20 protein-coding genes are annotated in these 25,829 nt (G+C 61.3%); 5 read left to right on the top strand and 15 right to left on the bottom strand.

Going from position 1 to position 25,829, the window contains the following annotated elements:
- Positions 1–24: 24 nt before the first annotated feature.
- A complete protein-coding gene (locus PXH66_RS04880; RefSeq protein WP_330928436.1) occupies positions 25–2,466 on the bottom strand; it encodes an alpha-amylase family glycosyl hydrolase in 2,442 nt (813 codons plus the stop codon).
- Between the two features lie 167 nt (positions 2,467–2,633).
- Here PXH66_RS04880 and mnmA point away from each other — a divergent pair, with 167 nt between their 5' ends.
- Complete coding sequence (gene mnmA, locus PXH66_RS04875) at positions 2,634–3,725, top strand: tRNA 2-thiouridine(34) synthase MnmA (RefSeq protein ID WP_330928435.1); 1,092 nt, start codon at positions 2,634–2,636, stop codon at positions 3,723–3,725.
- Positions 3,726–3,852: 127 nt separating this feature from the next.
- Here the strand turns inward: mnmA and PXH66_RS04870 are convergent, their stop codons facing one another.
- Complete coding sequence (locus tag PXH66_RS04870; protein ID WP_330928434.1) at positions 3,853–5,169, bottom strand: type II toxin-antitoxin system HipA family toxin; 1,317 nt, start codon at positions 5,167–5,169, stop codon at positions 3,853–3,855.
- Positions 5,169–5,438 (bottom strand): helix-turn-helix domain-containing protein, encoded by a 270-nt coding sequence (locus tag PXH66_RS04865; protein ID WP_330928433.1) that lies wholly within the window; start codon positions 5,436–5,438, stop codon positions 5,169–5,171. Before PXH66_RS04865 ends, PXH66_RS04870 begins: the two co-directional genes overlap by 1 nt.
- A gap of 116 nt (positions 5,439–5,554) precedes the next feature.
- Here PXH66_RS04865 and PXH66_RS04860 point away from each other — a divergent pair, with 116 nt between their 5' ends.
- The 4 genes from PXH66_RS04860 to PXH66_RS04845 all read left to right on the top strand — a co-directional run bounded on the left by PXH66_RS04860 (position 5,555) and on the right by PXH66_RS04845 (position 11,837).
- On the top strand, positions 5,555–5,704 hold the full coding sequence (locus PXH66_RS04860; RefSeq protein WP_330928432.1) for a hypothetical protein: 150 nt from the start codon (positions 5,555–5,557) through the stop codon (positions 5,702–5,704).
- A gap of 526 nt (positions 5,705–6,230) precedes the next feature.
- The gene (locus tag PXH66_RS04855; RefSeq protein ID WP_330932248.1) at positions 6,231–8,393 is read left to right on the top strand and encodes an immunoglobulin domain-containing protein; all 2,163 of its coding nucleotides are present in this window, start codon (positions 6,231–6,233) and stop codon (positions 8,391–8,393) included.
- Positions 8,394–8,609: 216 nt separating this feature from the next.
- A complete protein-coding gene (locus PXH66_RS04850) occupies positions 8,610–11,006 on the top strand; it encodes an ABC transporter permease (protein ID WP_330928430.1) in 2,397 nt (798 codons plus the stop codon).
- Between the two features lie 231 nt (positions 11,007–11,237).
- Entirely contained in the window at positions 11,238–11,837 is a 600-nt protein-coding gene (locus PXH66_RS04845) for a hypothetical protein (RefSeq protein WP_330928429.1), read from the top strand.
- 60 nt (positions 11,838–11,897) lie between these two features.
- Here PXH66_RS04845 and PXH66_RS04840 read toward each other — a convergent pair whose 3' ends face one another.
- The 12 genes from PXH66_RS04840 to ftsZ all read right to left on the bottom strand — a co-directional run bounded on the left by PXH66_RS04840 (position 11,898) and on the right by ftsZ (position 25,829).
- Positions 11,898–12,719 carry a PRC-barrel domain-containing protein gene (locus tag PXH66_RS04840; protein WP_330928428.1) on the bottom strand — a complete coding sequence of 274 codons (822 nt, stop codon included), beginning with the start codon at positions 12,717–12,719 and terminating at the stop codon, positions 11,898–11,900.
- Between the two features lie 272 nt (positions 12,720–12,991).
- Complete coding sequence (locus tag PXH66_RS04835) at positions 12,992–13,744, bottom strand: cysteine hydrolase family protein (RefSeq protein WP_330928427.1); 753 nt, start codon at positions 13,742–13,744, stop codon at positions 12,992–12,994.
- 12 nt (positions 13,745–13,756) lie between these two features.
- Positions 13,757–15,040, bottom strand: a complete 1,284-nt coding sequence (locus PXH66_RS04830) for a Zn-dependent hydrolase (protein WP_330928426.1) — start codon at positions 15,038–15,040, stop codon at positions 13,757–13,759.
- Between the two features lie 24 nt (positions 15,041–15,064).
- A complete protein-coding gene (gene asnB, locus PXH66_RS04825; RefSeq protein WP_330928425.1) occupies positions 15,065–17,026 on the bottom strand; it encodes an asparagine synthase (glutamine-hydrolyzing) in 1,962 nt (653 codons plus the stop codon).
- Positions 17,027–17,029: 3 nt separating this feature from the next.
- Positions 17,030–18,148 carry an aspartate/ornithine carbamoyltransferase family protein gene (locus PXH66_RS04820; RefSeq protein ID WP_330928424.1) on the bottom strand — a complete coding sequence of 373 codons (1,119 nt, stop codon included), beginning with the start codon at positions 18,146–18,148 and terminating at the stop codon, positions 17,030–17,032.
- A gap of 163 nt (positions 18,149–18,311) precedes the next feature.
- Complete coding sequence (locus PXH66_RS04815; RefSeq protein ID WP_330928423.1) at positions 18,312–19,736, bottom strand: sodium:solute symporter family transporter; 1,425 nt, start codon at positions 19,734–19,736, stop codon at positions 18,312–18,314.
- The gene (locus PXH66_RS04810; RefSeq protein WP_330928422.1) at positions 19,733–20,236 is read right to left on the bottom strand and encodes a hypothetical protein; all 504 of its coding nucleotides are present in this window, start codon (positions 20,234–20,236) and stop codon (positions 19,733–19,735) included. Before PXH66_RS04810 ends, PXH66_RS04815 begins: the two co-directional genes overlap by 4 nt.
- 225 nt (positions 20,237–20,461) lie before the next feature.
- The gene (locus PXH66_RS04805; protein ID WP_330928421.1) at positions 20,462–21,103 is read right to left on the bottom strand and encodes a LysE family translocator; all 642 of its coding nucleotides are present in this window, start codon (positions 21,101–21,103) and stop codon (positions 20,462–20,464) included.
- Between the two features lie 14 nt (positions 21,104–21,117).
- A complete protein-coding gene (locus PXH66_RS04800) occupies positions 21,118–22,797 on the bottom strand; it encodes a GspE/PulE family protein (RefSeq protein ID WP_330932247.1) in 1,680 nt (559 codons plus the stop codon).
- 35 nt (positions 22,798–22,832) lie between these two features.
- Positions 22,833–23,402, bottom strand: coding sequence for a hypothetical protein (locus tag PXH66_RS04795; protein ID WP_330932246.1), 570 nt, complete (start codon positions 23,400–23,402; stop codon positions 22,833–22,835).
- Positions 23,403–23,424: 22 nt separating this feature from the next.
- A complete protein-coding gene (gene obgE / locus PXH66_RS04790; protein WP_330928418.1) occupies positions 23,425–24,447 on the bottom strand; it encodes a GTPase ObgE in 1,023 nt (340 codons plus the stop codon).
- An 86-nt stretch (positions 24,448–24,533) separates the two neighbouring features.
- Positions 24,534–25,829, bottom strand: coding sequence for a cell division protein FtsZ (ftsZ, locus tag PXH66_RS04785; RefSeq protein ID WP_330928417.1), 1,296 nt, complete (start codon positions 25,827–25,829; stop codon positions 24,534–24,536).

The raw sequence follows: 25,829 nt of genomic DNA, 5'->3' as shown, positions 1-25,829 counted from the left end.
CGTAAACGAAGCATGGGCACTGTATCAGCAGCTCGTGCGCCATAATCCGCACCCCAGCGCGGGCAACCACAGCGAAGCCTCCAGGGGACCACTCCAGGCCGGAACGTCAGGACGCATAAATCGTTCGTGGTCAGCGACCCGGGTCCATTCCTCAGCCGCCAACACCTCCGGGATCGTGATCGAAACGTCGTGCATCGTGGGGTTGATGGCGAAGAGCAACTGCTCCCGCCCCTGCGATAAGTCGGCGTTATACAGGACGGCGCCCGCGATGCTGTCCTCGGCCCACCAAAATTGGAAGAACCCCTCCGATGCCCGGGTGAAATGACGGAGCAACCGGCCGGTGGACGAGCGACGAAAGGCGATCCATTCAGCAAAATAGGCGTGGGTGCCGGAGAATCGTTCCAGGCGGCGGTAATCGAGCGCGTTGAGGTCGCCGCGTTGATACGTGTTGTTGATGCCGTGCTTGGAACGCAGGAAATCCTGACCGGCCGAGATCATGGGAATGCCGATCGAGGAAAACAGCACCGCCGCCATGAGGTGCGTGCGGCGTCGATCGTTGGCCGTCGGCAGGTGGCCGCTGCCATCTTCGTTCTCCGAGATCTCGTCGATCCAGGTGCGATCATCGTGGGACTCGACGTAGTTGACCGTCTGGGCCGGCCATTTCGCGAAGTGCCACGGGGAGCCTTTGAGGTGATACTCAAACGCTTCGCGGGAACTGTGGCCTTTGATATAGTCCTTGAGGAAACGGCGGTAGCCGTCGTTCCACGAGGCCCATCCGGAATCGGCCAAGGCCCCCGCGATGTGGCCGCGGAAACTCCACGGTTCAGCGATGAGGATGACGTCGGGTTTCACCCGCTTGAGGGAGAACTCGATGTCCTTCAATACGTCGGCCCCGAGCAATTCCGCCAGGTCGAAGCGGAAACCATCCACGCCGTAGGTTTCGAGCAGATGCGTGCAGCTATCGATGATCAACTGCTTCGCCATGGCGGCATCGGCCCGCAGGTCATTACCGCAGCCGCTCCAGTTCATGAGATCACCGTCCTTGGTGACGTTGAAATAGTAGAGCTTGTCGATGAACATCAGGTGTCCCGGCACGCCCACATGGTTGTAAACGACGTCCAATACCACCGCGATGCCCCGACGGTGAAACGCCGACACCAATTGCTGGAACTCAGCCATGCCCGAGCCCGTCGCCGGGTCCAACGCGTAGCTGCTCTCCGGCGCGAAGAAGTTGTTGGTCATGTAACCCCAGTGATACTCCTCGGGCGTGACGTTATCGAATTCCTGGATCGGCTGGAGCTCGACGCAGTTCACGCCGAGCTGGGAAAGGTAAAACCCCGGACTCTCCACCCACTTGGTCAACCCGGCAAACGTGCGACGCTCGGCTTCATCCATGGCGATTGGTGCCATGGCGACCAAATCCCGCACATGGGCCTCGCAGATGATCAAGTCCTGCCATGCCGGGGCTTTGAAACCGTCCGGCCGACGACGAGTTTTGGCCGCATCCACGACCAAGCCCGGCCCTTCGCGTCCGAGCGCCGCCCGCGCATAAGGATCGAGCACGGGTTGCTCCGGATCAAACAGGCCGAACTCATCACGCGGTCCGCTGAGCCGGTAGGAATACGACCAACCGTGCAGATTACCTTCGAGAGCGACCTCCCATACCGTCGTGTCGTCCGCGCTGCGCTCCAAGGCCACCCGCTCGGGCTCCACCCCTTCCTCCGGGGGCGCCAGCACGAGATCAACCTGTTGGGCCCGCGGCGCGAACAAGCGAAACGTAGTGCAGCCCGCATCCACCGTGGCGCCGAGAGCGAGGTTGGTCTTCAGCTGATTAAAAAAGGTGCCCGGACGAAGCGGCACGGAGTTGTCCCCTTCTCCCCCGACCCAATGAGCCCGCCATGCCTGCGTGAGGTCGACGGGCTGATTGAGCTCGAAGGCAAACAGGTGCAGCCCCGTGCGATCGGCATCGATGAGACGGTTGCGATTGCCCGAATCCGGCGCGCTGACGTTGGGCGCGTCGGCCGGCACGTCGAACCAGTGTCCATCTTCGGTGACAAATTTAAACCCCAGCGCCGGGTTTTTGAGGAACGGCTCGGCGTCACCGGTCCACATCAGCACGGTATCATCCCCCAGGGACGACTCGGTCAAGCGCCAGGCTTCCTGGCCGATCGCCTCCCCCCAACCATTGAAATCTCCCGCGACGTAAACCGGCGTGCGTCGGGCAAATGGCTTGGGATGCGCCGATTTCGGCAGCATGAAAACCATCTTACCGTCCTTGGAAACGTAATAGCCGCTCCGCTCGCCGTAAGTGCGATCGGCTTGCCGCGTCAGCGCCCTCACCCGCAACCCACCGGAGAGTTTGATGGGCGGCGACTGGCGCGCCCGCCAATCTTTGGCCAGTTCCAGCACGCCGCTGGTGGGCGTGGTCAACCAAGCTTGGAGAATCCGGTTCGCGCGATTAGACATCAGTAAGAAGCATTAGCCGCAAGAAACCCGCAAAAGGACAAAGACAAATCATGATGTCGAAAAAACTATCGCGCAGTGCACAAGCCATACCGACGGCCTCCACATCCGCGAATCACACAAATAGCGTGGTGACGCCCGCCCCGATTCATGATTAACCCTGCGCCTTCATGAAATCCTCCGAGCGAATTCTGGTCGCCCTCTCCGGCGGCGTCGACAGCGCCGTGGCCGCGCTCGTGCTCAAAGAGGCCGGCCACGACGTCGAAGCGGCTTACATGAAGAACTGGATCAACGAGGATGAAATCATCGGCGACTGTCCGTGGGAACAGGACATCGTCGACGCTCGCGCCGTGGCCGATCACCTCGGCATTCCATTTCGGGTCGTCAACCTCATGGAGGAATACCGCGAACGCGTCGTGGCCTACCTGCTCGACGGCTACCAACGCGGCCAGACCCCCAACCCCGACGTGATGTGCAACCGCGACATTAAATTCGGTGTATTCGCGCAATGGGCACGAGACCACGATTTCGACGCCGTCGCCACCGGTCATTACGCGCAACGCACCCGGCTTGACGACGGCACCTTCGCGCTCATCGAAGGGGCCGACCCCAACAAGGACCAAACCTACTTCCTCGCGCTCCTCCAACAGGAACAACTCGCCGCCGCCCGCTTTCCCATTGGTCACCTGGCCAAACCCGAACTACGCCGTCTCGCCGCCGCCGCCGGATTGCCCAACGCGGCCAAGAAGGATAGTCAGGGCATCTGTTTCATCGGCCAGGTCAAGATGGCCGATTTCCTGCGCGAATACGTGCCCGACGATCCCGGCCCCATCGTGCGGGCGACCGACGATAAAATCCTCGGCCAACACCACGGCCTGCACTTCTTCACCCTCGGCCAACGCAAAGGCATCGGCGTGCCCTCAAACACGGATGGTGAGGCCTATGTGGTGGTCGGCAAACGCGCCTCCGATCGCGCGTTGCTTGTCGCGTTCGACGGTCCCACCGCGCCCGGCCTCCACACCACCGCAGCCAAAATTCATTCGCTGCGCTGGAACACATCCGCCCCGCCCACCACGTCGACTGCACTGGAGGGAAAAGTCCGCTACCGCGACCCCCGCGTGGCACTCACGTTCACCCCCGACCCCACCGACCCCACCGCCGCCACCGTGCAGTTCGAAACCCCGCAACGCGGCCTCGCCTCCGGCCAAATCCTCGCCCTCTACGACGGCCCCCGCCTGCTCGGCGGCGGCGTGTATTTGTGACAAATCGGAGCATACCGCTGGTTTCAACTCATTTGGTTAGGAGCGAGCTTGCTCGCGAAAACATCGTCTCTCGCCGCCAGCGCACCGCGGTCATCGCGCGCAAGCACGCCCCTTTCCAACCGTCTGTTTAGCTCATCGCGGCATCACGCACCGCCCGCAGAACTCGATCAATTTTGGCAGTGGACTGCGGCGCCACTCCGGCCTGGTCGGCAAAGCGTTCCCATTGCTCCAGCGCGGCGGCAACCTCGTCGATTACCGCGTTGAGTTTAGGCACGGTGGCCACGCGGCAGTTGCGACCGATCGTGATGAAGTCCGCCCGCGTGATGTTTTCCCGTTTACCGGCGACACTCATCTGCTGGGTCGCGGTCCATTTGCCTGGCTGTGGATTGTGCGCGTAGGACACATCGTAGGCGGGTGACAATTCCCACGCATCGTCGCCATTGAGCATGAAACCAAAGTTCTTGGTGTGGTCGTCGCGGTTGCAACCGAGCACGTTGAACACCATGCGACGAAATCCTTCCAATTTGGCTACCGGAGCGAGGTGCAGTTTTTCGATCACATCGAAATAATCCTCGTAGGCGTGACCGTGCGCTCCCGGAGCCGCATAAGCCATGTGCGCGACGCCGAAGAGCGACGCGAAATGCCGCTTGCCGGTGGCATCGGGACGATCGAACCGACGGGTCATGAAATGAGCCCGCCCGCCTTCCTCGAAGAGTCGGCAGGCCGCCATGGCAATACCGGCCTGCCGCGCCATGAGATGATAGGCGTATTCAATCCTTCCATACCCTTGCGGATCGCGCACGCCGTCGAACGAAGCGGTCACGCCGTCAAACTTCATCAGCCAATGCTCGAAACCCGCCGGCACCTTGGCCTGACCCGAACGCACCTCGCCCGTGCTCGGATTCAGCGCCACCACCGCCTTGGCTCGCGCGCCGCCCGCCGAGGTGCCGACGCGCAAAATTTCGTTCAAATCTTCATCGTTGCCCAAACCGACGCTCAGACCTTCCCGACGCGCCAGCGCCGCCGACGCCAATTCCACCAACCGGTCGACTTCCAGTCGTTCCGATTTGGAATTTCGCTCCCGCAACGACGGTCGAAATTCCAGTGCCCCCATACCCCGATTACCGATGTAGCACAGTCGCTCGACCGGCGAAAAATCGGTCGGCGAGCGACCTTCGGAACGCAGCCAGTCGTCGATCAACGCGTTGCCATAGGTGTCGGGTAAACTATCGGCCAGCAGTCCCGGCAGCCCGCCGAAAGACTCGGGCAGATTGGTGAACTGATACGGCCCCGTCCGCAGCGGCATCATCAACGGGGCCAGCTCCACTCCACTGCGCACAAACTTCGGCGTATATTCAAACGCCGCCGCGCGTCGGGCGACATCCCAATACGCCACCCCGGCCTTGGTGCCGCCGTAATAGACATCGACAAAGGGATTGGCCATCAGCGCACGCGTTGCCGCTCCTTGCCGGCCAGTTTTTGCAGTTCGATCGGGCTGGGCACCGGCGCGGGCAACAGGTCGACCAACGCGTCAGCAAATCCCAAGGCCGCCAAAACCCGGGACAATGACTCGACCGTCACCGACCGACCGTTTTCCAAAGCCGACAGCACATCGATGCTCACCGCCGCCTTGGCCGCGAGGTCTCGCTGCTTCAGCGCCTGAGATACCCGTTGCTGCCGCACCCGCTGCCCGAGCTCCACAAGTTGATTCATATTTACGGCATTATCCTGTTTTATTTCGTTTTCAACCAATTATTCCGCTTATATTCGCTTTTATAGTCGTTTAAAAAACAACTGCCGCTGCCCAACTCGGCCTGAAACGCTGCCTGGTGACGTGTCTCCGAGACAACCTTGGCTCCGCCCGGGCGATTCAGCGCAACGGCGGAGTGCTGGAGTCCGAGGTCCATTCGGAGCACTACCAAGGCATGGTGCAGCGCTACTGGATCACACTGCCCCGGCCCGCTGCACCCACCGACTGATCGGCGGCGAACCACGTGCCCGCGAAATGGATACTTTGCTCCCAAAAATGGGACGGAACTATCCCGCAGTCGTGCTGTGGCGCTTTCGACCAATGCTCATTTGATTTATCTATCTATTGGTTACGTGCGACTTACGATTTTCCATTTATCTTGGCACGGTGACTGCAATCTGGCTCGGCACCAACCAATTCCTTTGCCGTGTCCTTCACGATCATCTCTCCTCTAAAAGTCAGCACCGTCTCGTTGACGGTGAACCATCTGCGCCAGCCGATTATCGCCTGGTTCTCCGGATAATCCGGACTCCCCTCCCTTCCCGGCTTTGCCCCGGCGCTTGACGCCGATCCGCCGGAACCCGACCCGCGCCCGCTTCCTTTCGGCCGACCGATATCGGACCGACCCCGGGCCTGCTTGTGTCTGCTCATCCGGCGCCATTCGCACCGGTTTAATTTTTCTCGCGTCGCCACATATTGAATACGCACCGCGTGAACCAACCCAACCCACATCGTCAGTAAAAATCCCATCCACCATGATCACCATGATCCCACGTCCCTGGCTCATTCCCGAGCCGCCTTCACCGCCTTCGACACCTCGCCGGTCTCGTCGGCGTTCGTTGCTTATTCTGGCGTTTCTCGCCGCCGTCACCTCGCTGACCGCCGTCCCCTGGATCAACCGTCCTGTGCCGTCGTATGGATCGGACCCGACGCACACCATGCGCGGTGTCGTGTTTAACCACGGTCGCTTTGTGGCTATCGCGAACAATCGCTTGCACCACTCGACCGACGGTCTCGCCTGGCATCCCGCTCCCCACGCCGATCCCAGCCTGCGCGATCTACGGGTGGCCAACGGCATGTTTTACCACGCCAATGGCGACCGTATTTACGCGAGCCCGAACGGTATTTTCTGGCAGGATATCTTCACTCTGCCCGCCCGCACCGCGCCAACGAACGGCGTGGAGCAATCGACTTCCGCTCATGACTGGTGGGCCACGGACGGCTCCACCGCCTTGGTGGCGCGGAACCGAATGATACAGATCCCGGGCGCGATCTATGGCGCGGTTGAACTGTTCCGTTCGTCCGACCTGCGCACCTGGCAACCCGCCGCCCCGCTGCCAGGCACGGGTCCGCGCTCCAGCGTCAGCGTGCAAAGTATGGTCGGCGCAAACGGCCGTTGCGTCATCAACTATCGGGTGAGCGATCTCGACAATCCGACGGCTTACTCCCGCTCGATCATCGCCTGCACGACGGACAACGGATCCACGTGGACCCGCGGAACGATGGAAGGCGAATACGAGTCCGTGCGACTGCTCTACGGCAACGGTTGGTTCTTCGGCGTCACACCGACGCGCAATATTTATCGCAGCACCAACGGCATCTCGTTCGTGCGTTACGTGAACGATTTGCCCACCAACTTCGACCCGAACATCCAGTTCGCGGGCGGCCTCTTCGTCACGCGTTCCATCGGGGAGAGCAACACCCTCTACGGATCGGTCGAAGGCCTGTATTGGCGCGACCTCGGTGCGTTGCCATTCCCTCGCGTGAACGCCCTGGCCGGGGTCGCCTATGGTCAAGGTCAGTTCGTCGCCGTGGGCAGCGCTTACTTAAACGCCCACCAGACGATGCAACCCTTCTTCATGACGTCCGTTCAAGCCGCCCCGCCGGTGATTCGCCAGAATCCCGCATCCACCCGGGTGGCGCAGTCCCGACGCGTGCGTTTGAGCGTGACGCTGGAAGACTCCACGCAACCGGTCACGTATCGTTGGTTAAAGGACGGTTTAGTGCTCTTTGGCGAAACCAGCGCCACCCTCAGTATCGACAAGATCGCCATGGCTAACACCGGTTCCTATCGCGCCCTGATCACCAATGACTATGGCACCGTCGCCTCCGAGGAAGCCCAGATCACCGTCATCGACCCGGCATTGGGCAGTCGATTGACCAACCTCTCCGTGAACGCCATCAACGGTTCCGGGGGCGAGCCGATCAATGTGGGTTTCGTGGTCCATGGCGACGCCCTCAAACCTGTCATCGTCCGCGGTATTGGTCCGACGCTGGCGCAGTTCAACGTGCCGGATTTCCTGGCCGATCCCAACCTCACCCTCATGCGTCAAGGCACGGTGCGGGGCTACAATGACAATTGGGGGTTGTTCGACGGGAGCGATCTCGGCGGGTTCCCGCTGCCGCCCGGCTCACTCGACGCCGTGCTTCCGGCCAACCTCACCCCGGGCCCCTATTCCGTGGTGATCGACAGTCCCGACCACGGCGTGGGTCGCGTCTTGACCGAAGTCTATGACAACCACCTCAACGATGGTGAAAACCGCCTGTCCAACCTCTCCGCCCGCGCCCACCTGCCGGCCGGCGGCGCATTGGTCATCGGATTCGTCATTGAAGGCAATCACCCGCTTCCCGTGATCCTGCGCGGCGTGGGTCCGGCTCTTGCCTTGCACGGCGTGACCCACCCGCTGAGCAATCCGCGGCTGACGTTGTTCCGGTCCGATGGCGCGCCCCTGGCCACCAACGACTACTGGTCCGACGACGACGGTCGATCGCTCGGCGCCTTTCCGCTCCCCGTCGGCTCGCCGGATGCGGCGATCAAGATCACGTTGGCTCCGGGCGTTTACACCGCGCACCTGACCTCCGCGATTCCCGCCAACGGCTCCGGCACCGCGCTCATCGAAGTCTACGACGCCATGTAAGAAATCTCTGCGCGCCTCATCGCGCGCATTGCCAACGGCGGGCGGCGGCATTGTTTTGATGCCGCCGCACCGCTCCGTTCCCGCGCCACTCCCGCCCTTTCCCGTCCCCCCTTTTCGGAGCGCTCCCACTTTCGCCCCTGCCCGACTCCGTGCGGTTGCGGTCGGCGCCACCGTTTTGGGCAACCCGCTGCGCTCATCCTTGGATTGCAAGTTGTCATGTCCGTTCTGCGTCACGCTCTCGGCCAGTTGGCCAAGTCTCCCGGTTTTAGTCTGCTCTCACTCGCACTGCTGGCGGTGGGCATCGGAGCCACGAGCGCCATCCTCACCCTCGTCAACTCGGTGCTGCTGCGGCCGATCGATTATCCCGCATCCGATGCCCTCGTCGCGATTCGCCAATCCCGCCTCCCGGAGTTTCCCTCCCTCAGTGTCTGCCCCGCCGACTATTTCGATTTTCGCACCGGCAGTGATTGCTTCGACGAGATGTATGCGGCGCGCGGAGACAGTCTCATCCTCACCGGTCGCGGCGAGCCCAGCCGCGTGCGCGCCCTGCGCGCCACGGCCGGCATCTTTGACACCCTGCGCGTCATGCCCGCGCAAGGTCGCGCCTTCACCGCCATCGATGACCGCCCCGGCGCTCCCCGCGTGTTAGTGGTGTTGCACGATTTCTGGCAATCCCACCTGGGCGGACGTCCCGGGGCGGTGGGACAAACGCTGCAACTGAACGGGCAACCGGTGACGATCATCGGAATCATGCCACCCGGATTTCAAACCGAGCCGACCAGCGACATGATCACCCCGATGGCCTTCACCGCGGAGGAATCCGCGGAACGCGGGATTCACCACATCCAGGTGGTCGCCCGCTTGCGGACCAACACATCCGTCGCCACCGCCAACTCTCAACTGGTCGCGATCGCGAATCAGCTCGCCCGGGATTATCCCGTGGACAACGGCGGATGGAGTGCCTTCGCGATTCCGTTGCTCCAATGGCACACCCGCGATGTGGGCACGACGCTGTATACGTTGTTGGGGGCCGTGGCCTTTCTGCTGCTCATCGCCTGCGCCAATGTCGGCAACCTCGTGCTCGTCCGCGCCACCGGTCGCCATCACGAAATCTCCATTCGCATCGCGCTTGGAGCGAGTCGGTGGCAACTCACCCGCATGTTGCTGGCGGAGAGTTTAGTGCTGGGCATCCTCGGCGGAGCAGTCGGCTTGTTGCTGGCGCATTGGAGTCTCGACGCCCTGGTCGCGTTCGGCGGCGAACACATTCCCCGGGCCAACGAGATCCAACTCGACCACCGCGTGGTGGGATTCACCGTGCTACTGTCGTTACTCGTCGGTGTAATTTTCGGATTGGCTCCGGTTGGTCGAACCAACGCCCACAACCTCGTCGCCTCACTCAAGTCCGGACCGCGCGGCACCGTTGACGATCTGCGCCATCACACCATTCGGCAGTGGCTCATCGTCACGGAAATCGCCCTCGCCCTGGTCCTCCTCAATACCGCCGGGCTGCTGGGCCGGAGCTTTCTTCGCCTCGTCAGAACGGACCCCGGCTTCAATGCCACGGGCGCGTGGTCGGTCAGCCTCGAGGTGCCGGCGGAGCGTTACGACTCTCCGGAAAAACTCGCCGCGATCGCGGAAAAATTGTCCGCCCGTCTCGATCGAATTGATCAGGTCACCGTCACGGGCTACAGTTCGGTTTTACCATTCACGCGCAACAACCAGGTGATGCGCGTGCAATTTCCAGACCGGTTCGACAACGCCGGTATGGATGCATCCGCCTACTACTTCGCGATCAGCCCCGACTACTTGCGGGCCATGCAGATTCCGCTGATGGCCGGCCGCAACTTCGACGCCGCGGACGACGGGGACGCCCCGCGAGTGGCGCTCGTGAGCGAATCCTTTGCCCGCAAGTTTTACGGCGACACCGACCCCCTCAACCAACGCGTTCACATCACCAACACCCCCGAGCCGCAATGGCGCATCATCGTGGGTGTCGTCCGGGATGTGAAACAGTTCGGTCTCGAACAAACCGAGTCCGTGCAAATCTACGAACCCTTTGCCCAGACGCCGGGAACCCGACTCGCGTTTGTGGTGCGCGCGGCGCGAACGTCGACCGGCTTGGGCGAAGACATTCGCCGCGCCGTCCTCGCGGTCGATCCCGATCAACCGGTGTTTTCGATCCGCCCCATCAACGACCTCATCGGAGATTCCACCGCGAGGCGCCGTTTCGCCTTGGTGCTGCTGGGAGTGTTCTCGGCGATCGCCCTGGTGCTCGCCTGTTGCGGAGTTTACGGCGTGATCTCCTTCAGCGTGGCGACGCGCACCCGGGAAATCGGGGTTCGCATGGCGCTGGGAGCCCGTCCCGCCCAAGTGCTGCGCGTGGTGTTTCGTCGTGGTCTACACCTCGTCGCCATGGGACTGGTGGTGGGGTCGGTCGCGTCGATGGGTCTCGGATACATCCTTGGTTCGCAACTGCACGCCACCTCCGGTCACGATCCGTTGGTATTCATCGCGGTGGCCGTGCTCATGGCCATCGTCAGTATCGTCGCCTGTTTGATGCCCGCTCGCCAAGCCACCCGGGTTGATCCCCTCGTGGCGATTCGGGCCGAATAGTCGCCTGGGCATCGCCGTCGACCTCCTCGCGTCTGTCTTAACTTCTGGGGGAAAGCCCCCCGGATCTGCACCGCCGATTTGGCATGAACATATGCCCGACTTCCTCCCGCCAAGCCCGCACCTTTCGGTCCCACATAAGGTTTTGCCTCCGGTGGGATTCTAGCATTTTCTCGCCATTGGTTACAGCATCCGCGGCCCCCGCGCTCCCCCGAAACTCCAGCTTCTTAAGCCATGAAAACCCAGATCCCCCTCCTGGTCTTGTATATCGTTTTTTTAATGGGCTCGATCGCGTATATCGCTTTCGCGAACCAATCCGTGGAGTCCACTTCGTTTGCCCCCGGGAGTTTTCAACGCATGCGCGAAGGGTTCGAAGACGTCACCACCATTGAGCAAGCCCGCCAGCGCATGGGCGCCTACATTTCTCTGATCGAGTCGAGCGAACGCATCGCCGACGAACGCGTGAAACTGCACTCATTCTACACATTGTTTGCCATCGTCATGACGCTGCCGCTCGCGATGTATGCCGGGCAAACCATGCGCAACAAACTCTTCGCCGTGCGCCCCGCCGAGATGCCGCGTTCGGTTTATTGGGCGCTGTGGGGCGTGGGCTCGCGCGGTGCCGCGGTGCGCTACATGTGGCTTTCGGTGCTGCTCGCCTTGGTTTCCATTGCCGCCAGTTTTATCAATCCCATCGGATTTCTCGGCACCGCCGCCTTGATTTCCGCGGCGTGGTATCGGCACGCCATCAAATGGGTCGATGCCAACTCCTACTGGGCCAACGCCACTCACGCGCCATTCCCGATGGGGAACAAGACTGAGTCCCGGATCTAATCCCGACACGAAAAACCCGGTGCCAACAGGCTGACACCGGGCGCGAAGGGCGGCCCGTTTTTACCGTCGGGCCAGATAAACGTCGTTGTAGTGTCGCAGCAGCGCCTGCTCGTGCTTTTCCGAGACGATGGCATCGGGGTCAAATTCCGGACCACTCTTAATCGTGTCCTTGTCGAGGTTGATGCTCACGTGACGGTCGACCCAATCGACGTCTTTGATCCAGCCGGGAAAGACCAGGACCTTGCGACCCGGCCACCAGTTGCGCGTGTCGACCACGATTTGATGAACTCCCCAATCCTGCGAGCCGATGATGAGGTCTTCGACGTGACCCATGCCACCGTCTTCGGCATCAATGTCCCAGCCTCGCACGGTTTTCACGCTCTGCAGATGGTGGTCAGCGTGGCGCAACGGTTCGTTCGCGGCGGCGGCGGCAGCGGCGGTATGCTCGGCCGCGACGCCCCCGGTTTGCGGCACGACCGTGGTGCCCCCGGCTTCCGGGGCGAAGGGCAAGGCTCCGACCGCGACGCCACCGTGCGCGCCGGCGAAGTAACCCGGTCCCATCCAGTAAACGGGCCAGTCATAGTGACGGTGCAACGATTCCTCATACTCCCGCGTGATGGGTTTGTCCTCATCGATGCTGGGACTCGATTCGATCTGATCGCGCGTCAACCGCACCGGGATCGACTCATTTTCAAAGTCGGGATCGTCAACGCTCGCGGGCGAAATCAATACTTGGCGGCTGGAGAGCCAGCCTCCGGTTTTCACCACGAGATAACGGATGCGCCACTGGCGATCGTCAAAATACAGATCGGTGACTTTACCGATTTCGCCGTCGTGGGCGCGCAGCGAAAAGTTTTCGATTTTTTGGGCATTGAACAACATGGGAGGGCCTTTCGATAGGGTTGGGTTCGAGGCCGCCGCCGGAGAGACCAATACGTGTGATGGTCACACCCCAGTGGCGGGCTGATTGATGAATGCACCACGTCCTGCGTGCTGCTCCCTCTCTGTCGCATAGCACATGCCAGTAAGCAGACTCACCCTCTATCCCATTATGGGGTATTAACTTACCGATACTGCTTCGTCAGCTGCTTTCGCGATATCGCGCAATCTGCAAACCTCCGCCCCCGCGCACAATGCATAACGAGGCCGCCGCGTCAGATCGCGTCTACGTCGGCCCCGGTGTCCGGGCCTGATGGTTCGGCGTAGCGTTCGATATCCGCGATGGCTTCGTCGGTGGTGACAATCCGACAATACCGATTTCGGAGCGTGGCGATGCTGGCTTGATGCAATTCCGGAGTCACGGTGGTGCAGCCGTCTTCCACCATGGTGACGAGGTAACCCAGGTCACAGGCGTCGCGCACCGTCGTCTCCACGCATTCGTTGGTGTAGACGCCGACGACAAAAAGCGCCTCGATACCCATGTTGTTCAGCACGTAGTGCAGGTTGGTGGAGGAGAACACGCCACTCGCGGTTTTGTTGATGATGATCTCGTCGCCACGGGGCGCGACCGCTTCGAGAAAACACGCGTCGCCCGACCCCGGGGCAGCCAGCAAATTGAGTCGCTTGTGCCCCTTGGAACGGTCGCGACCGTCCCGGGTCAGCGCTTGGATGCGCACGTGGATCACTTCGAGTGCGTGGCGACGGAAACAGTTTTGCAACTGGTGCACGTTGGGCAGCACGCGTTCGTTGAGCTGCTTGAAGTAATAGTCGCGACCTTCCGCGGATACCGGCGACGAACCATCGTTTTTAAACAAACCGTATCCGTCGGCCGCATCGAGATACTGCATGTCGATGCACAGCAGTGCCGTATGATGGTGCGCGAGATTCTGAAAATGATCCGCTGTCTGAACGAACGACTTGCGATAGATCGGGCGAAGCGGATCGGGCGTGGGGGTGGGAGTTTCCATGCGACAGCCTGGTTAAGATGAAACCTCGTCCGGCGAGGTGGCGAGTTTGAGCAGTGTTCCGAGCATGAGATTCGCCCCGGCGCGGATGTCCTCCCACGCGGTCCACTCCGCCGGGGAGTGACTCATACCGCCGCGACTGGGCACGAAGATCATCGCCATGGGGGCCACCCGGCCGACCATTTGCGCGTCGTGGGCGGCACCGCTGAGCATGCGTTGATAGCGCAAATTCAGGCGCTGCGCCTCGGCTTCGAGCACGTCCTTCAAATGCGGCGCGCATGGCACCGGCTGGATGTCGCCTTGCACCTTGACTTCGAATTTGAGCCCGCGCCGCCGCGAGATGGCGGCGAGGGCTTTTTGAAAAGCCTGCGACAGGGACTCGAGCGTATCGGTCGACGGATCACGGAAGTCCAAAGAGAACACGACCAAGCCCGGCACCGAGTTCGGCGCCCCCGGTTGCACCTCGGCCTGGCCAATGGTGGCCCGGCTATGTTCGCCCCCGTTCTCGGCCAAAATGCGTGGAATCTCATGAGCAAAATCGGCCAACCCCATCAGCGCGTCCTTGCGGTAATCCATGGGCGTCGTGCCGGCGTGGTTGGCCTCACCCATGAGTTTGAGCGACCAGGATTGCAGCCCGGTGATCTGCTCGACAATGCCGACCTGCAGCAGGTTTTGATCGAGCACCGGCCCTTGCTCGATGTGCAGTTCGAGATAGGCCGCAATGCGAGCCGGATCGCGTCGGGCCTCGAGTGCGCGCTTCGGGTCGAGTCCCTGCGCGAGCATCGCGTCAGTGAGCAAGGTCTGGCCCAGATCTTTGGCACTGAGCAATTTCTCCGGCGTCAGCGCTCCGGTGAAAGCTTCGGAACCGAACATGCCACCGAACCTCCCCTCCTCATCACTGAACGCGATCAACTCGATGGTGCGCTCCAGCTCCAGTCCGGCTGCCTTCAACACGCGCAGACATTCCAGGCCGATGACGACGCCCAGCGTGCCGTCGAGCATACCCGCGCACGGCACCGTATCGATGTGCGACCCCACGTAGACGCGCGACGCATCGGATTTGCCCGGCAGCACCCCGGAAATATTGGCCGCGCCATCCGAAGCGGGTTCGAGATCGTTTTCCTCGATGCGGTGCAGCAGCCAATGTTTGCCCGCCATATCGGCATCCGTAAATGCCTGACGGTAGATGCCGCGATCAGCGTCATTGAAACCGATCGCCGCCAGCGTGTTGATGTCGCGCTTGATGCGTTCGAGATCGACGACGAGGTCGGGGCTGACGGATGTGTTGGTGGCGGACAAAGCGATGAGCGGGCAACGGCGGACTCAGTGCGAAGCCACGAACTGATGATGTAGAATGTGCAGCGTGAGCAGATGATTGAGCAACGTGTCCTTGCGCACGAGCGAAGTCGGATCGGTGTCGGCCCGGTAAGCGTTCAAGAAAGCGGTGACGCGCTCCGGGGAACAGATCCCGGCGTCCTTGATCGTATCGACATTGAGAAACGAGGAGATGAGTTCGCCGACTTTGTTACGCTTCGACTCGTCGGTGTGGGCGGGGGGCGCCATGAAGGCGAATTTCTCGCGCCGATACAGCACCTCGGGCAGGACGCCCTTCACCGCCTCGCGCAGCACGTATTTCTCAATGTTTCCCTTGATGCGCAACGATGGCGGCACCTGCACCGCCGCCGCCGCGAGATGATGATCGAGAAACGCGGGGCGCGATTCCATCGAATTGGCCATGTCAACGCGATCACCACCCCAATTAAGAATCTGCCCTTCCAACTGGCACTTGGACCACGTGTATTGCGCGATATCGAGCGGGTGACGGCCTTCCAACATCGACCGGTCGATTGGTCCCGCGATCGCCGCGATCGGATCATAATCACGCAACTCGTGAGCCACGTCGTCGGCCAATAACGGCCGGGCCAAATCGAGCGTATCCATCCACGGCTGAATCCACGACGGCGTGAATCCGCACAGGCTTTCCCAATCCGCATGGTGGCGCTCGTTTTCGGCGATGATGGCGCCTTTGAACAAGGCGTTGGTCTTGTCGAGTGCGGCCTGATACTCGGCCCGGACTTCGGGCGGTTCATGGGACAGGCCGTGCCGGAACATGTCGCGTTTGAGCGCAGGATAACCGGCAAACAATTCGTCCGCGCCCTCGCCGGTGATCACACAGCGGTAACCAGAATCCCACACCCGCTTGGACATGAGATTTTTCGCGACCCCCAGCGTGTTGTAAAATGTGCGCTCCGCGTGCCAGACCGTTTTGATGTAGTTCTCCCCGTAGAGATCTTCCGCCTTGAGGTTGATGACTTCCTGATCCGCCCCCATCGACTCGGCCATCTGCCGGGCAATCGGCGCTTCGTCATACTGGTCGTCGTCGAACGAAATCGTGTAGGCCTTCACCGGTGACTGCATCGCCCCGCTGGCCAGTCCGAGGATACAACAGGAGTCGATGCCGCCGGACAGATAACACCCGACCGGCACATCCGCCTCGAGCCGCAAAACGATCGCGCGGATCAGCTCTTCACGCACACGTTCGACATGCTCTTGTTCATCAAATTCCTGCGGGCGTTCCTCTTCGTGGGGAAAGTCGAAATCCCAGTAACGATGGGTCGACACATCGAGTCGCCCGTCGCGTTTGCGAATGCGCAACAGGTGTCCCGGCGCCAGCGAATGCACCCCTGCGAACGCACTCATGCCCGGGGCGATCGTCTGCATGAGCTGGTGCAGCGCCGCTTTGGGATCGAGTCTCGCCTCCACGTCGGGATGGGCGATGACCGCCTTGACTTCGGAGCCATAGACCAGCGTGGAACCATCACCCGAGACCCAATAAAACAGCGGACGCACCCCGAATCGATCCCGGATCAGAATCAGCTCGTCCTTGGTTTTGTCGTAGAGCGCAAACGCGAACTCCCCGCGCAAATGCTCGGTGAAGCTCAGCCCGAACTTCCGATATAAACCGATCGCGATTTCGGAATCTGACTTCGTCGTGAAGCGATCGCCCTCCGCCATGAGCGTCGAACGGTGTCGTTTAAAATCGTAGAACTCCCCGTTGATGGTGAGGACGCAGCTCCCATCGCGGGCATGGATCGGCTGGCGGCCGCCCGCGAGATCGTTGATCGAAAGCCGGGTGTGTCCCAGCGCGACCCCGCGCGCGGGATCGATAAACTCACCGGTTGCGTCCGGACCGCGGTGACGGATGGTCACGAGCTGGTCGGCGAGAAATTTCGGGGCGGCGGAAGGAAGAGGACGGGCGGCGAAAAAGCCGGCGATACCACACATGATTCAGGAGGACTCGGGTTGTTCCAGGTTGACGAAACTGGGCAGCGCCTTGAGTCGCCCGAGAACCGACATCAAGAGTGCCTGGCGCACGAAGATCGCGCCGTGAGCTTGAGAAAAATAAAGGTTGTGCGGCGTCTTGTCCAACGACGTATCCAGTTCATCGCGACGCGCCAGCGGGTGCAGAATGACGGCATCCGCCTTCAGCGGACTGGCGGCGTTGAGTTTGAAGCGGTCATCCATCGTCTTGTAGGAATCGCCCAGGAACGCGATGGAGTTCATGTAGATCACGTCGAGGGTGGGCAGCTGCTCGCGCACATCATTGGAAACCTGATACGCAATGCCGGCCGCCGTGAGTTGCGCGGTGACATCCTCGCCAAAGGGATCGGCCATTTCGGAAATCACCGTCACCTTGCTGATGTGGTCCTTGAACAACAGGGCCATCAACAGAAACGATTTGACCGCCCGCATGGAACCGGGCGTGCCGAGGATGCCCAGTTTAAGCTTGGACATGCCGCGGCGATAAGGCTCCGCGAGGCGCGGATTCCACTTCAACAGGGCATACCAGTCGGCCAGCGCCTGGGTTGGGTGCTCCCCACTGCCGTTGCCGGCATTGATGAGCGGAACGCGAAGGTTGTTGAGAATCTGCTCCGGCGCCGAGGTTTCGGTGTGCCGCATGATGACCACATCGGCGTAGGCGTTGAACATCTCACCAATGTCACCCAGCGACTCCCCCTTCGCCTGCCCCGTGGTGGAGCCGTCGGCGATGGAAATGATTTTACCATCCAGACGCAGGATCGCGCTTTCGAAACTGGTGCGGGTGCGGGTGGAGGCCTCGAAGAAAGCCGTCACCGCGATCTTGCCGTCGAGCGGATGAAACGGCCAGACCTCGATCTTTTCGAGAATCGCCGCGAGCTTACAAAGCTCGACCACCTGTTCGAAGGTGAATTGCCCGGCATTGAGCACGTTCTTGCCTTCCAGTTGCCGCAGAACTTTGAGCTGCACCGGGTTGGCGCGAAACAGGTCCGCCGGTTCCGGGCGGATCGCCTGCGAGCCTTTCGGCGGTTCCAACACCGCCGAGATTTTGTTTTGTTCCACGGCGGGAGCCTTCGTCGAGTGAGTCATGGGAATACGGAGTTGATGGCGCTACCAGAGCTTCCCCTGCTTGTAGTCGAGGATCAGCAGGACCACGAGGGTCACGGCTCCGGCCGCCGTCCAGATCAGCGACAGGGTGATGAGAAAATGAAGGAATGCTTGAGGGAACATGGTCGGATGAAGGGTGGACGAATCAGACACTGACCGCGTTTTCGGCGAACGGTTTCGGCGCGATGTAACGCGCCGCGATGGTGAACAACATGGAAACGGCCGCGCCGACCAAAGAGGCCGTGAACCATCCCAACGTGAAGTAGGCGGTCACCCCCAACGTGCAGCCGAGCACGATGCCGGTGAGGACCAGCGGACGATTGAGTCCGCGCCAAAAAAGGCCGCCGATGACGGGCCAGATCAAACTGGCGACGAGCGGACCGGAAATAAACAGCGCCTCGATAATCGGCCAATGCGGGGCCGCGAGCAGCCAGGTCAGGGCGCCGACGATCAGAATTACCGTGCCGGTGATCTTGCGAAAGCCGCGCTCCGGCAATTCACGTTTGAGCAATCCACCGTGCACGTCCTTGAGCAACAGGTCGGATGTCGCCGCCAACAGGGAGTCGATGGAGGAGGCCATCGAGCAGAACAAAACGATCAGAATCACTACCCCGGCGAACGCGCCCAATCCCGCGTTTTCCATCACGGTGGTGGCGACCAGCGGACCCGTCTGATTACTCTCCGCGATGTTAATGCCGAGCGGTCCCGCCGCCAACGCGATGAAACCGGCCGCAATCGGAATCGGGAACCACAACAAGCCCGACAGGAAAAATGCCTTCGGGGCAACGCCCGGCCGCATCGCAAATGCCCGCGACCACCACACGTTGTTGTGAAACACCTCGCCGAAGCCGAACAACATGTTGTTGAACACCGCCAGCAGCGCCGCCGGCATCACAAACTTCAGCAGCGACGGCTGCTGCGTGCGGATGTGTTCATACGCCAGATCGAAATCGAGCTGGGCGGCCACCAGTCCGCCGATGAAAACGATGCCCACCAGAATGATCAGACTTTGGATGAAGTCGGTGCCGATCACCGCGTAGAGTCCGCCAAACAACGTGTAGAGCACACAAACCACCAGAATCAGCGTCATGCCTTGGAGATAAGGAATGCCTGCCAGTGCCTCCAACAGGTCACCGCCCGCGATCGCCATGCTCACCAACCACGACAGCGAATACAGCATCGTGATCAGCAGGAACAACGTCCACCCGACCCGACCGTAACGCAGCCGGAAGAAATCTCCCGCCGTGTGTCCCGCGGGCAACAGCTTGCAAATGCGCACCGCCATCGGCGCGAACAACAGCAGGCCAAAACTCGCCGTCGAATAGGCCACCATGCCCCACACCCCGAGCGTCAGGGCCAGCACCGGCGCCAGCATCGTGGTGTTGGAGGTCACCCAGGTTGCCATGGCGGTCGCCGATCCCAGCGACAGCCCTACGTTGCGGCCGGCCAAAATGAAGCCTTCGGAAGTCTGCGCCTTGCGTCCCCAATAGAGACCCAGCAGCACCCAGATCACGCCGAGTCCGATCACGATCGCCCAACCGGTGGAAGCTGAAATCGAGGCCGCGATCATGCCGACACCTCCGTTTTGTTGGACCCTGCAGCCGGAGCGCGGAAATGGCCGATCACAATGGCCCCCATCGTCATCGTTGCCACGATTCCACCCAGTGAAAGCAGCCAGAAGAGGTGGCCGCGATCCATGAACACGACCTCAGCCGCGATGGGTTCCGACCATGCGCCGGCTTCCCCTGCTGCATCCACCAGGCGCAGCCGAAAGTAGTGCGAACCTTCCGCCAAACCGGTGAGCACCGAGCCGGTGTCCCGGCCCCGATAGCGCACGAACGGAGCCACAAAACTTACGGTCGGCGCCTGCTCCAATTCGACCCGGTGGGCCGGCGCGGGCTCAGGCCACGTCAGCGTGATGGTGCCGTCGGAGGACGCCATCGGCGTGCCCTCGACGGGACGATCAAGGAAATCAATGGGACGGGGAGCGGCGCCCAGCGAAAAGCCTCCCGCGCAGCAAAGCACTGCGAACAGGAAGCTCCGCGGCGTCGGAGCGTTGAATAATAACATGGCACGGTTGCGGGCAGTGACCAAGCCGCTCACCTCGACGACCCGGAGGTCGACTATCAGCAATCGGCGGGGCGCGGCAAAACGGGGTGAGGGGTTGTCACCAAATTCTGGTGACGTCGCCGCGCGAACGGTCGATGGGGGTTTGTCAAAGGCCGAACGGTGTAGAGCCTCGATTCCCGAGGTCAACGAATTCAGCCATTTCAGCGAATGAAATATATTACTGCCTCAGCCGGAAACAATCAACTCGCTGAGCCACAAGTTCATGGCGAAGAGAATAAAAATCGTGCCCATCGCCCGATCAATCACGGGCTGCAGGCGGTGATATCCGCGATTCACGGCCGGTCGGGTAAACACGATCGCCACCAATGAAAACCAGGCGGTGGTGGTGAGCGCCATCCACACCCCGTAGGCACCTTGCACCCAGCGGGGCGTGGCGGGATCAACCACGACGGAAAACAGTGCGACAAAAAACAACGACGCTTTCAGGTTGAGCACGTTGGTGAAAAATCCGCGCCACCACGCCTTGCGCGGATGCGGCGGCGCGACGCTCGCGGCCCCGTCTCCTCCGCCCGGTTGGAAGCTCGCACGCCACGCGCCCCACCCCAACCACAAAAAATACGCCGCGCTCACATATTTTAAGGTCGCGAACAGCGTGGGCGTTTTCTGCACCATGAGTCCGATCCCCAGCACCGAATAGGTGGCGTGCACCAAAATCCCCGCCCCGATGCCACTCGCGCTGGCCAGGGCGGTGGTCCGCCCATGCCGCATGCTTTGCCGCAACACCAACGCAAAATCCGGACCGGGACTGGCAACCGCCAGGGCATGGGCCAAGGTCACCGCGCCAAACTCCCACCCAAGGGTGCTCACGACAACGACGGCGGTTACGCCATGTCCGGAGGCACGTGCGACAGCGCCTCCTCGATGGTGGAAATGCCCTCTTTGACCTTCAACATGGAGTCTTGGTGCAACGTCTGCATGCCCGCGGCGATCGCGAGCTTCTTGAGCGTCGCGGTTTCGGCCTCCTTGTTGATGCCATCAATCAGCTCCGGGCTCATCGTCATCAGTTCGTGGATACCCACGCGGCCTTTGTAACCCGATCCGTTGCACTTCGGACAGCCCGTCGGGTTGGCCTTGTAAATCTGGCCGCTCCACCCGATGGCGGTTTCGAGAATGTCCTTGATGCGCCCCTCCGGTTCGATCGGTTGGCGGCACTGTTTGCACACGCGACGCATGAGCCGCTGCGCGCACACGCAGACCAGGGACGACGAAATCATGAACGGTTCCACGCCCATGTCCGTGAGACGAGCGACCGTGGAAGGCGCATCGTTGGTGTGGAGCGTGGAGATCAACAAGTGACCGGTCAACGCGGCCTCCACCGCGATGTTGGCCGTTTCCTTGTCACGAATTTCACCCACCAGAATGATGTCGGGGTCCTGCCGCAAAAACGCGCGCAGCGCGGTCGCAAAGGTCAGGCCGATCTGGCGGTGCATCTGCATCTGGTTGATGCCCTCAAGCGTATACTCGATCGGATCCTCGGCGGTGCGGATGACGATATCCGGCGCATTGATTTCGTTGAGTGCCGAATATAGGGTCATCGACTTGCCCGAGCCGGTCGGACCGCAGTGCAGGATCATGCCATAGGGTTGCTCGATCGACTCGCGGTAACGGACGAGATTGCCCGGCGAAAACCCGAGTGCGTTCATCGGCAGCGTCGACTTTTGTTTGTCCAGAATACGCATGACCACGCCCTCGCCATGATTGAGCGGGGCGGTCGAAACGCGCAAATCGACGTCGAGTCCCTTGCGCGTGTATTGTTTGAAAACGATACGACCGTCCTGGGGCATGCGGCGCTCGGCGATGTCGAGGTTGCACATGATCTTGAGCCGCGCAATCAGCGCCGGTCCCACCTTGCCCGGCAGACGCAGTTTCTCCTGACACACCCCGTCAATGCGGTATCGCACAATGACTTCGAGCTCCCACGGTTCGACGTGGATGTCCGACGTGCCGGCGTAATAAGCGTCCTCGATGATCTTGTTGGCGAGATCGATGATCGGGCCGGACTCCTCGTCGGTGAGTTCGTCCTCCCCGACTTCCCCGTCGCTGCCGAACTCCATGCCGATGGCATTGACGACGTCGGCAAAATCCGTCGGACCGCTGTCGTCCTTTTTGAACTTGTCCCGGATGTCACTCTCCCGGCCGAGCATGCGCACGACCTGCTTGCCCGTCATCTCGTGAATTTTCTGCGCCAGCGTTACCTCGAACGGATTGGAGATCGCGATCAGCAAAAGATCCCCGACCTCGCCCACCGGCAGCACGCGATTCTCCAAACAGAAATCCTCCGGCACGCGCTCAAACGTCCCGGCGTGCAACTTGTAACGCGCGACATTGAACGGCGGCAAATTGAAGGCCCGGCTCTTGGCCACCTGCAACTGAAACGGGGTGACCTTAAACTCTTCGAGCAGCAGCTTGTCGAGTTGTTCGCCGGTCAACTCCTCCGGATTTTCGGCGATGGTCTGGCGTTGCTCCGCCGTGAGTCGCTCCGCCTCCAGCAGGGCGTCCACGATTTGAGTTTGAATTTTCCCGAGCGGCATGGCGGTCAGTCTTTCTTTTCCGGGTTGGCGATCGGCGCAACGTCGTCGATGGGCGGCGAGACCGGCTTGGGTGGCGCGGGTTTCTTCGCTTCGGCTTCACTTTCGGCGGCTTCCAGATAATCGGCCAATCCCTCCATCGTGGTGCCATACCAGATCACTTTGCCATTGTATTGGTCCTCCCAATACTTGCGCACGGCCGGACTCAGGTAATAGGCCGTGGCGATGAAGGTCATGTCCTCCTCGACATCGAACGGCACCGACCACGTCGCCCAGCAGGGTTCGGTATCGAGCGCGTTCTTGAGCTCCTCGTTCACATCGTAATGGCGCAGGTCCACGATCCCGATGCCGTCGGACTCACGTTGATGCATCAGCACCTCCTCCTCGCGCACCGACTTCAAGTCGTAGGCCAGAATGGCCAACACCGAGCGCTGCCGCACCGGAGCGGTGTTGATCAACTCGAGCAACTTCTCATTGGCGGCTTCAAGGTCATCGATCTTGATGAGATTATACTCCACCAATTGCGCGCCCAGCAGCCGGTTGGCACGCATCAACAAAGAACGGGTAGCAGGTTTCATACGCTGGAACAGGGGCGGTGATTCAAGTCGCGCTGGCCGTGTCGGCGGCCGCGGCCGGAGCACGCACCCGATCGCGCAACGTGGTTTTCAACTGGTCCAATCCATCACCGGACTCGCACGAAATGGGCACGACTTCGACTTTGTGCCGACGCTTGAACTTCGTCAGCCAGGCCTTCGCTTCCGGCAGGTCCATTTTGTTGGCCACCACCACGCGGGGCTTGTCCATCAACTTGGCGTCATAGGCTTCGAGTTCGCCCAGCAAAGTGGCGTAGTCGTCACGGGGATCGCGCCCGTCGACCGCGGCCATATCAATCATGAACATCAGGACGGCGCAGCGCTCGATGTGACGGAGAAAACGATGGCCCAGGCCGCGATTGTCACTGGCCCCCTCAATCAATCCCGGCACGTCCGCCAACAGCAGACGATCGTATTCATCGGGGTAGTGAATCACGCCGATCTGCGGATGCAGCGTGGTGAACGGATAAGCCGCGGTGCGGGGACGCGCCTGCGTGATGCGGGTGGTGAGCGAGGACTTTCCCGCGTTGGGAAACCCCACGAGTCCCACATCGGCGATACTCTTCAACACGAGCCGATAGACGCCCGTTTCACCCTCGTCGCCCGGGTTGGCGCGGCGCGGCGCACGATTGACCGATGACTTGAAATGGGTGTTTCCCCAACCGCCGTTGCCCCCTTTGCGCAGGACGACATCCTGACCGTGCGTGATGACTTCGGCCACGACTTGCCCCGTTTCCTCATCGGTCACAATCGTGCCCAGAGGAACGCGCAGGATCGCGGGTTTGCCTTCGCGCCCGTTGCAATCCTTGCCCAAACCGTGCTCGCCTCGCTCGCCGCGCCAATGCGGTTTGTATTTATAGTCGATCAGGTTGTTGGTGTTGTCGTCCCCGCGCAGCACGACGTCGCCGCCTTTGCCGCCATCACCGCCGTTGGGTCCGCCGAAGGGTTCAAATTTTTCGCGCCGAAAACTGATACAGCCCCGACCTCCGTCGCCTGCTGCAGCTTTGATCACGCATTCATCGATAAACATGCCGCCGATCGTGCACATTCAATCCCCGTTGCCAAGGGGAGGCTTTGTTAAGCACGAGTAAACTTTACCCGAAAATCCGCCGTCCTTTAGAGGCTGATTTTCAGACCTTTACGAAAGTAGGTCGGCACATCCAGATCCTGCCCCTCGAACAGATTCCGATCGGTGCGCTCAAAGTGACCGCGATTTTCGGCCAAGGTTTGAAAGAAGAATTCGTTCTGCGCCGTCGGATCGTTCGAGGGCTTGGGCTTCACCGCCGCTCGCGTTGGGGCGGACGGTTTGCCCGCCAGCACTTCCTCCGGCTCGGCCCCGGCCGACCGCATGGGTTCCGGCGGCGTGGGTGGCGCGCCGGCGGCCTGTTTCGCTCGCACCGGCACCGGACGGCGCGGCGGCAGACGGCCCCCAATATCGCTGGTCCCGATCACACATATTTCCACGCTCCCCTGCAGGTCTTCGTCGATGACCGCCCCCATGATGACATGCGATTCACGACCGTAGCGTTCGGTCACCGCACTCATGATTTCATTCACCTTGGCCAGCGTGAGATCGGTTCCTCCCACGATATTGACCAGGAGTCGATCGGCCTTGCGCGAAAACTCCGGCGTCGCCAGGAGCGGGCACATCTCGAGACTGGCGATGGCGTCGGCCGTCGAGGTCTCGCCGGAGCCACTGCCGAGACCGAACAGGGTTTTCCCGCCCCGCGTGTGAAACGCCTGCCGCAACGTGGCGAAGTCCAGATTGATGAGACCGGTGCGATACATCATCGCCCAAACCGATCGCACCGCTCGACCGATCCACTCATCCGCCCGGGCAAACGAATCGAGGGCCGTTTCGCCTTCTGCGGCTTCCTGCAGCAAAATGTCGTTGGGCAACGGAATCACCGCGTCGCAGCTGCGGCGCAGGGCCAACAATCCGTCCTCGGCTTGTTTCGTGCGCCGACCACCTTCGAAACTGAACGGCGTGGTGACAAACGCGATGACCAGCGCGCCGGCTTCGATGGCAATCTCCGCCACTGTGGGCGCCGCGCCACTACCGGTGCCCCCGCCCATGCCGGCGATGAGAAAAACCAAATCCGTATCGCGCACCACTTCCGCGATTTTTTCCCGATCCGATTCCGCGGCTTCGTATCCCAAGTCCGGATCGCCTCCCGCGCCCAGTCCGCGCGTCACGGCCGAACCGATAAGCACCTTTTCCTCCACCGGAGAGGCGTTGAGCGCCTGCAGGTCGGTGTTGATCGCAGCCAATCGCAGGCGATCGAGATTGTCCATTTTGAGCCGGTCGACCGCGTTGCCGCCGGCGCCCCCCAACCCAATGACTTTGATCGAGACATCACGGTCGGCGAGCGCGTCCGCGGAAGGCGTAAGGGGAAGTTCGTTGGCGTTCAT

Source organism: Synoicihabitans lomoniglobus (genome assembly GCF_029023725.1).
GTDB lineage: Bacteria > Verrucomicrobiota > Verrucomicrobiia > Opitutales > Opitutaceae > Actomonas > Actomonas lomonigloba.
Note: the sequence above shows the minus strand (reverse complement) of the source record. Positions and strands in the feature narration are given on the sequence as shown.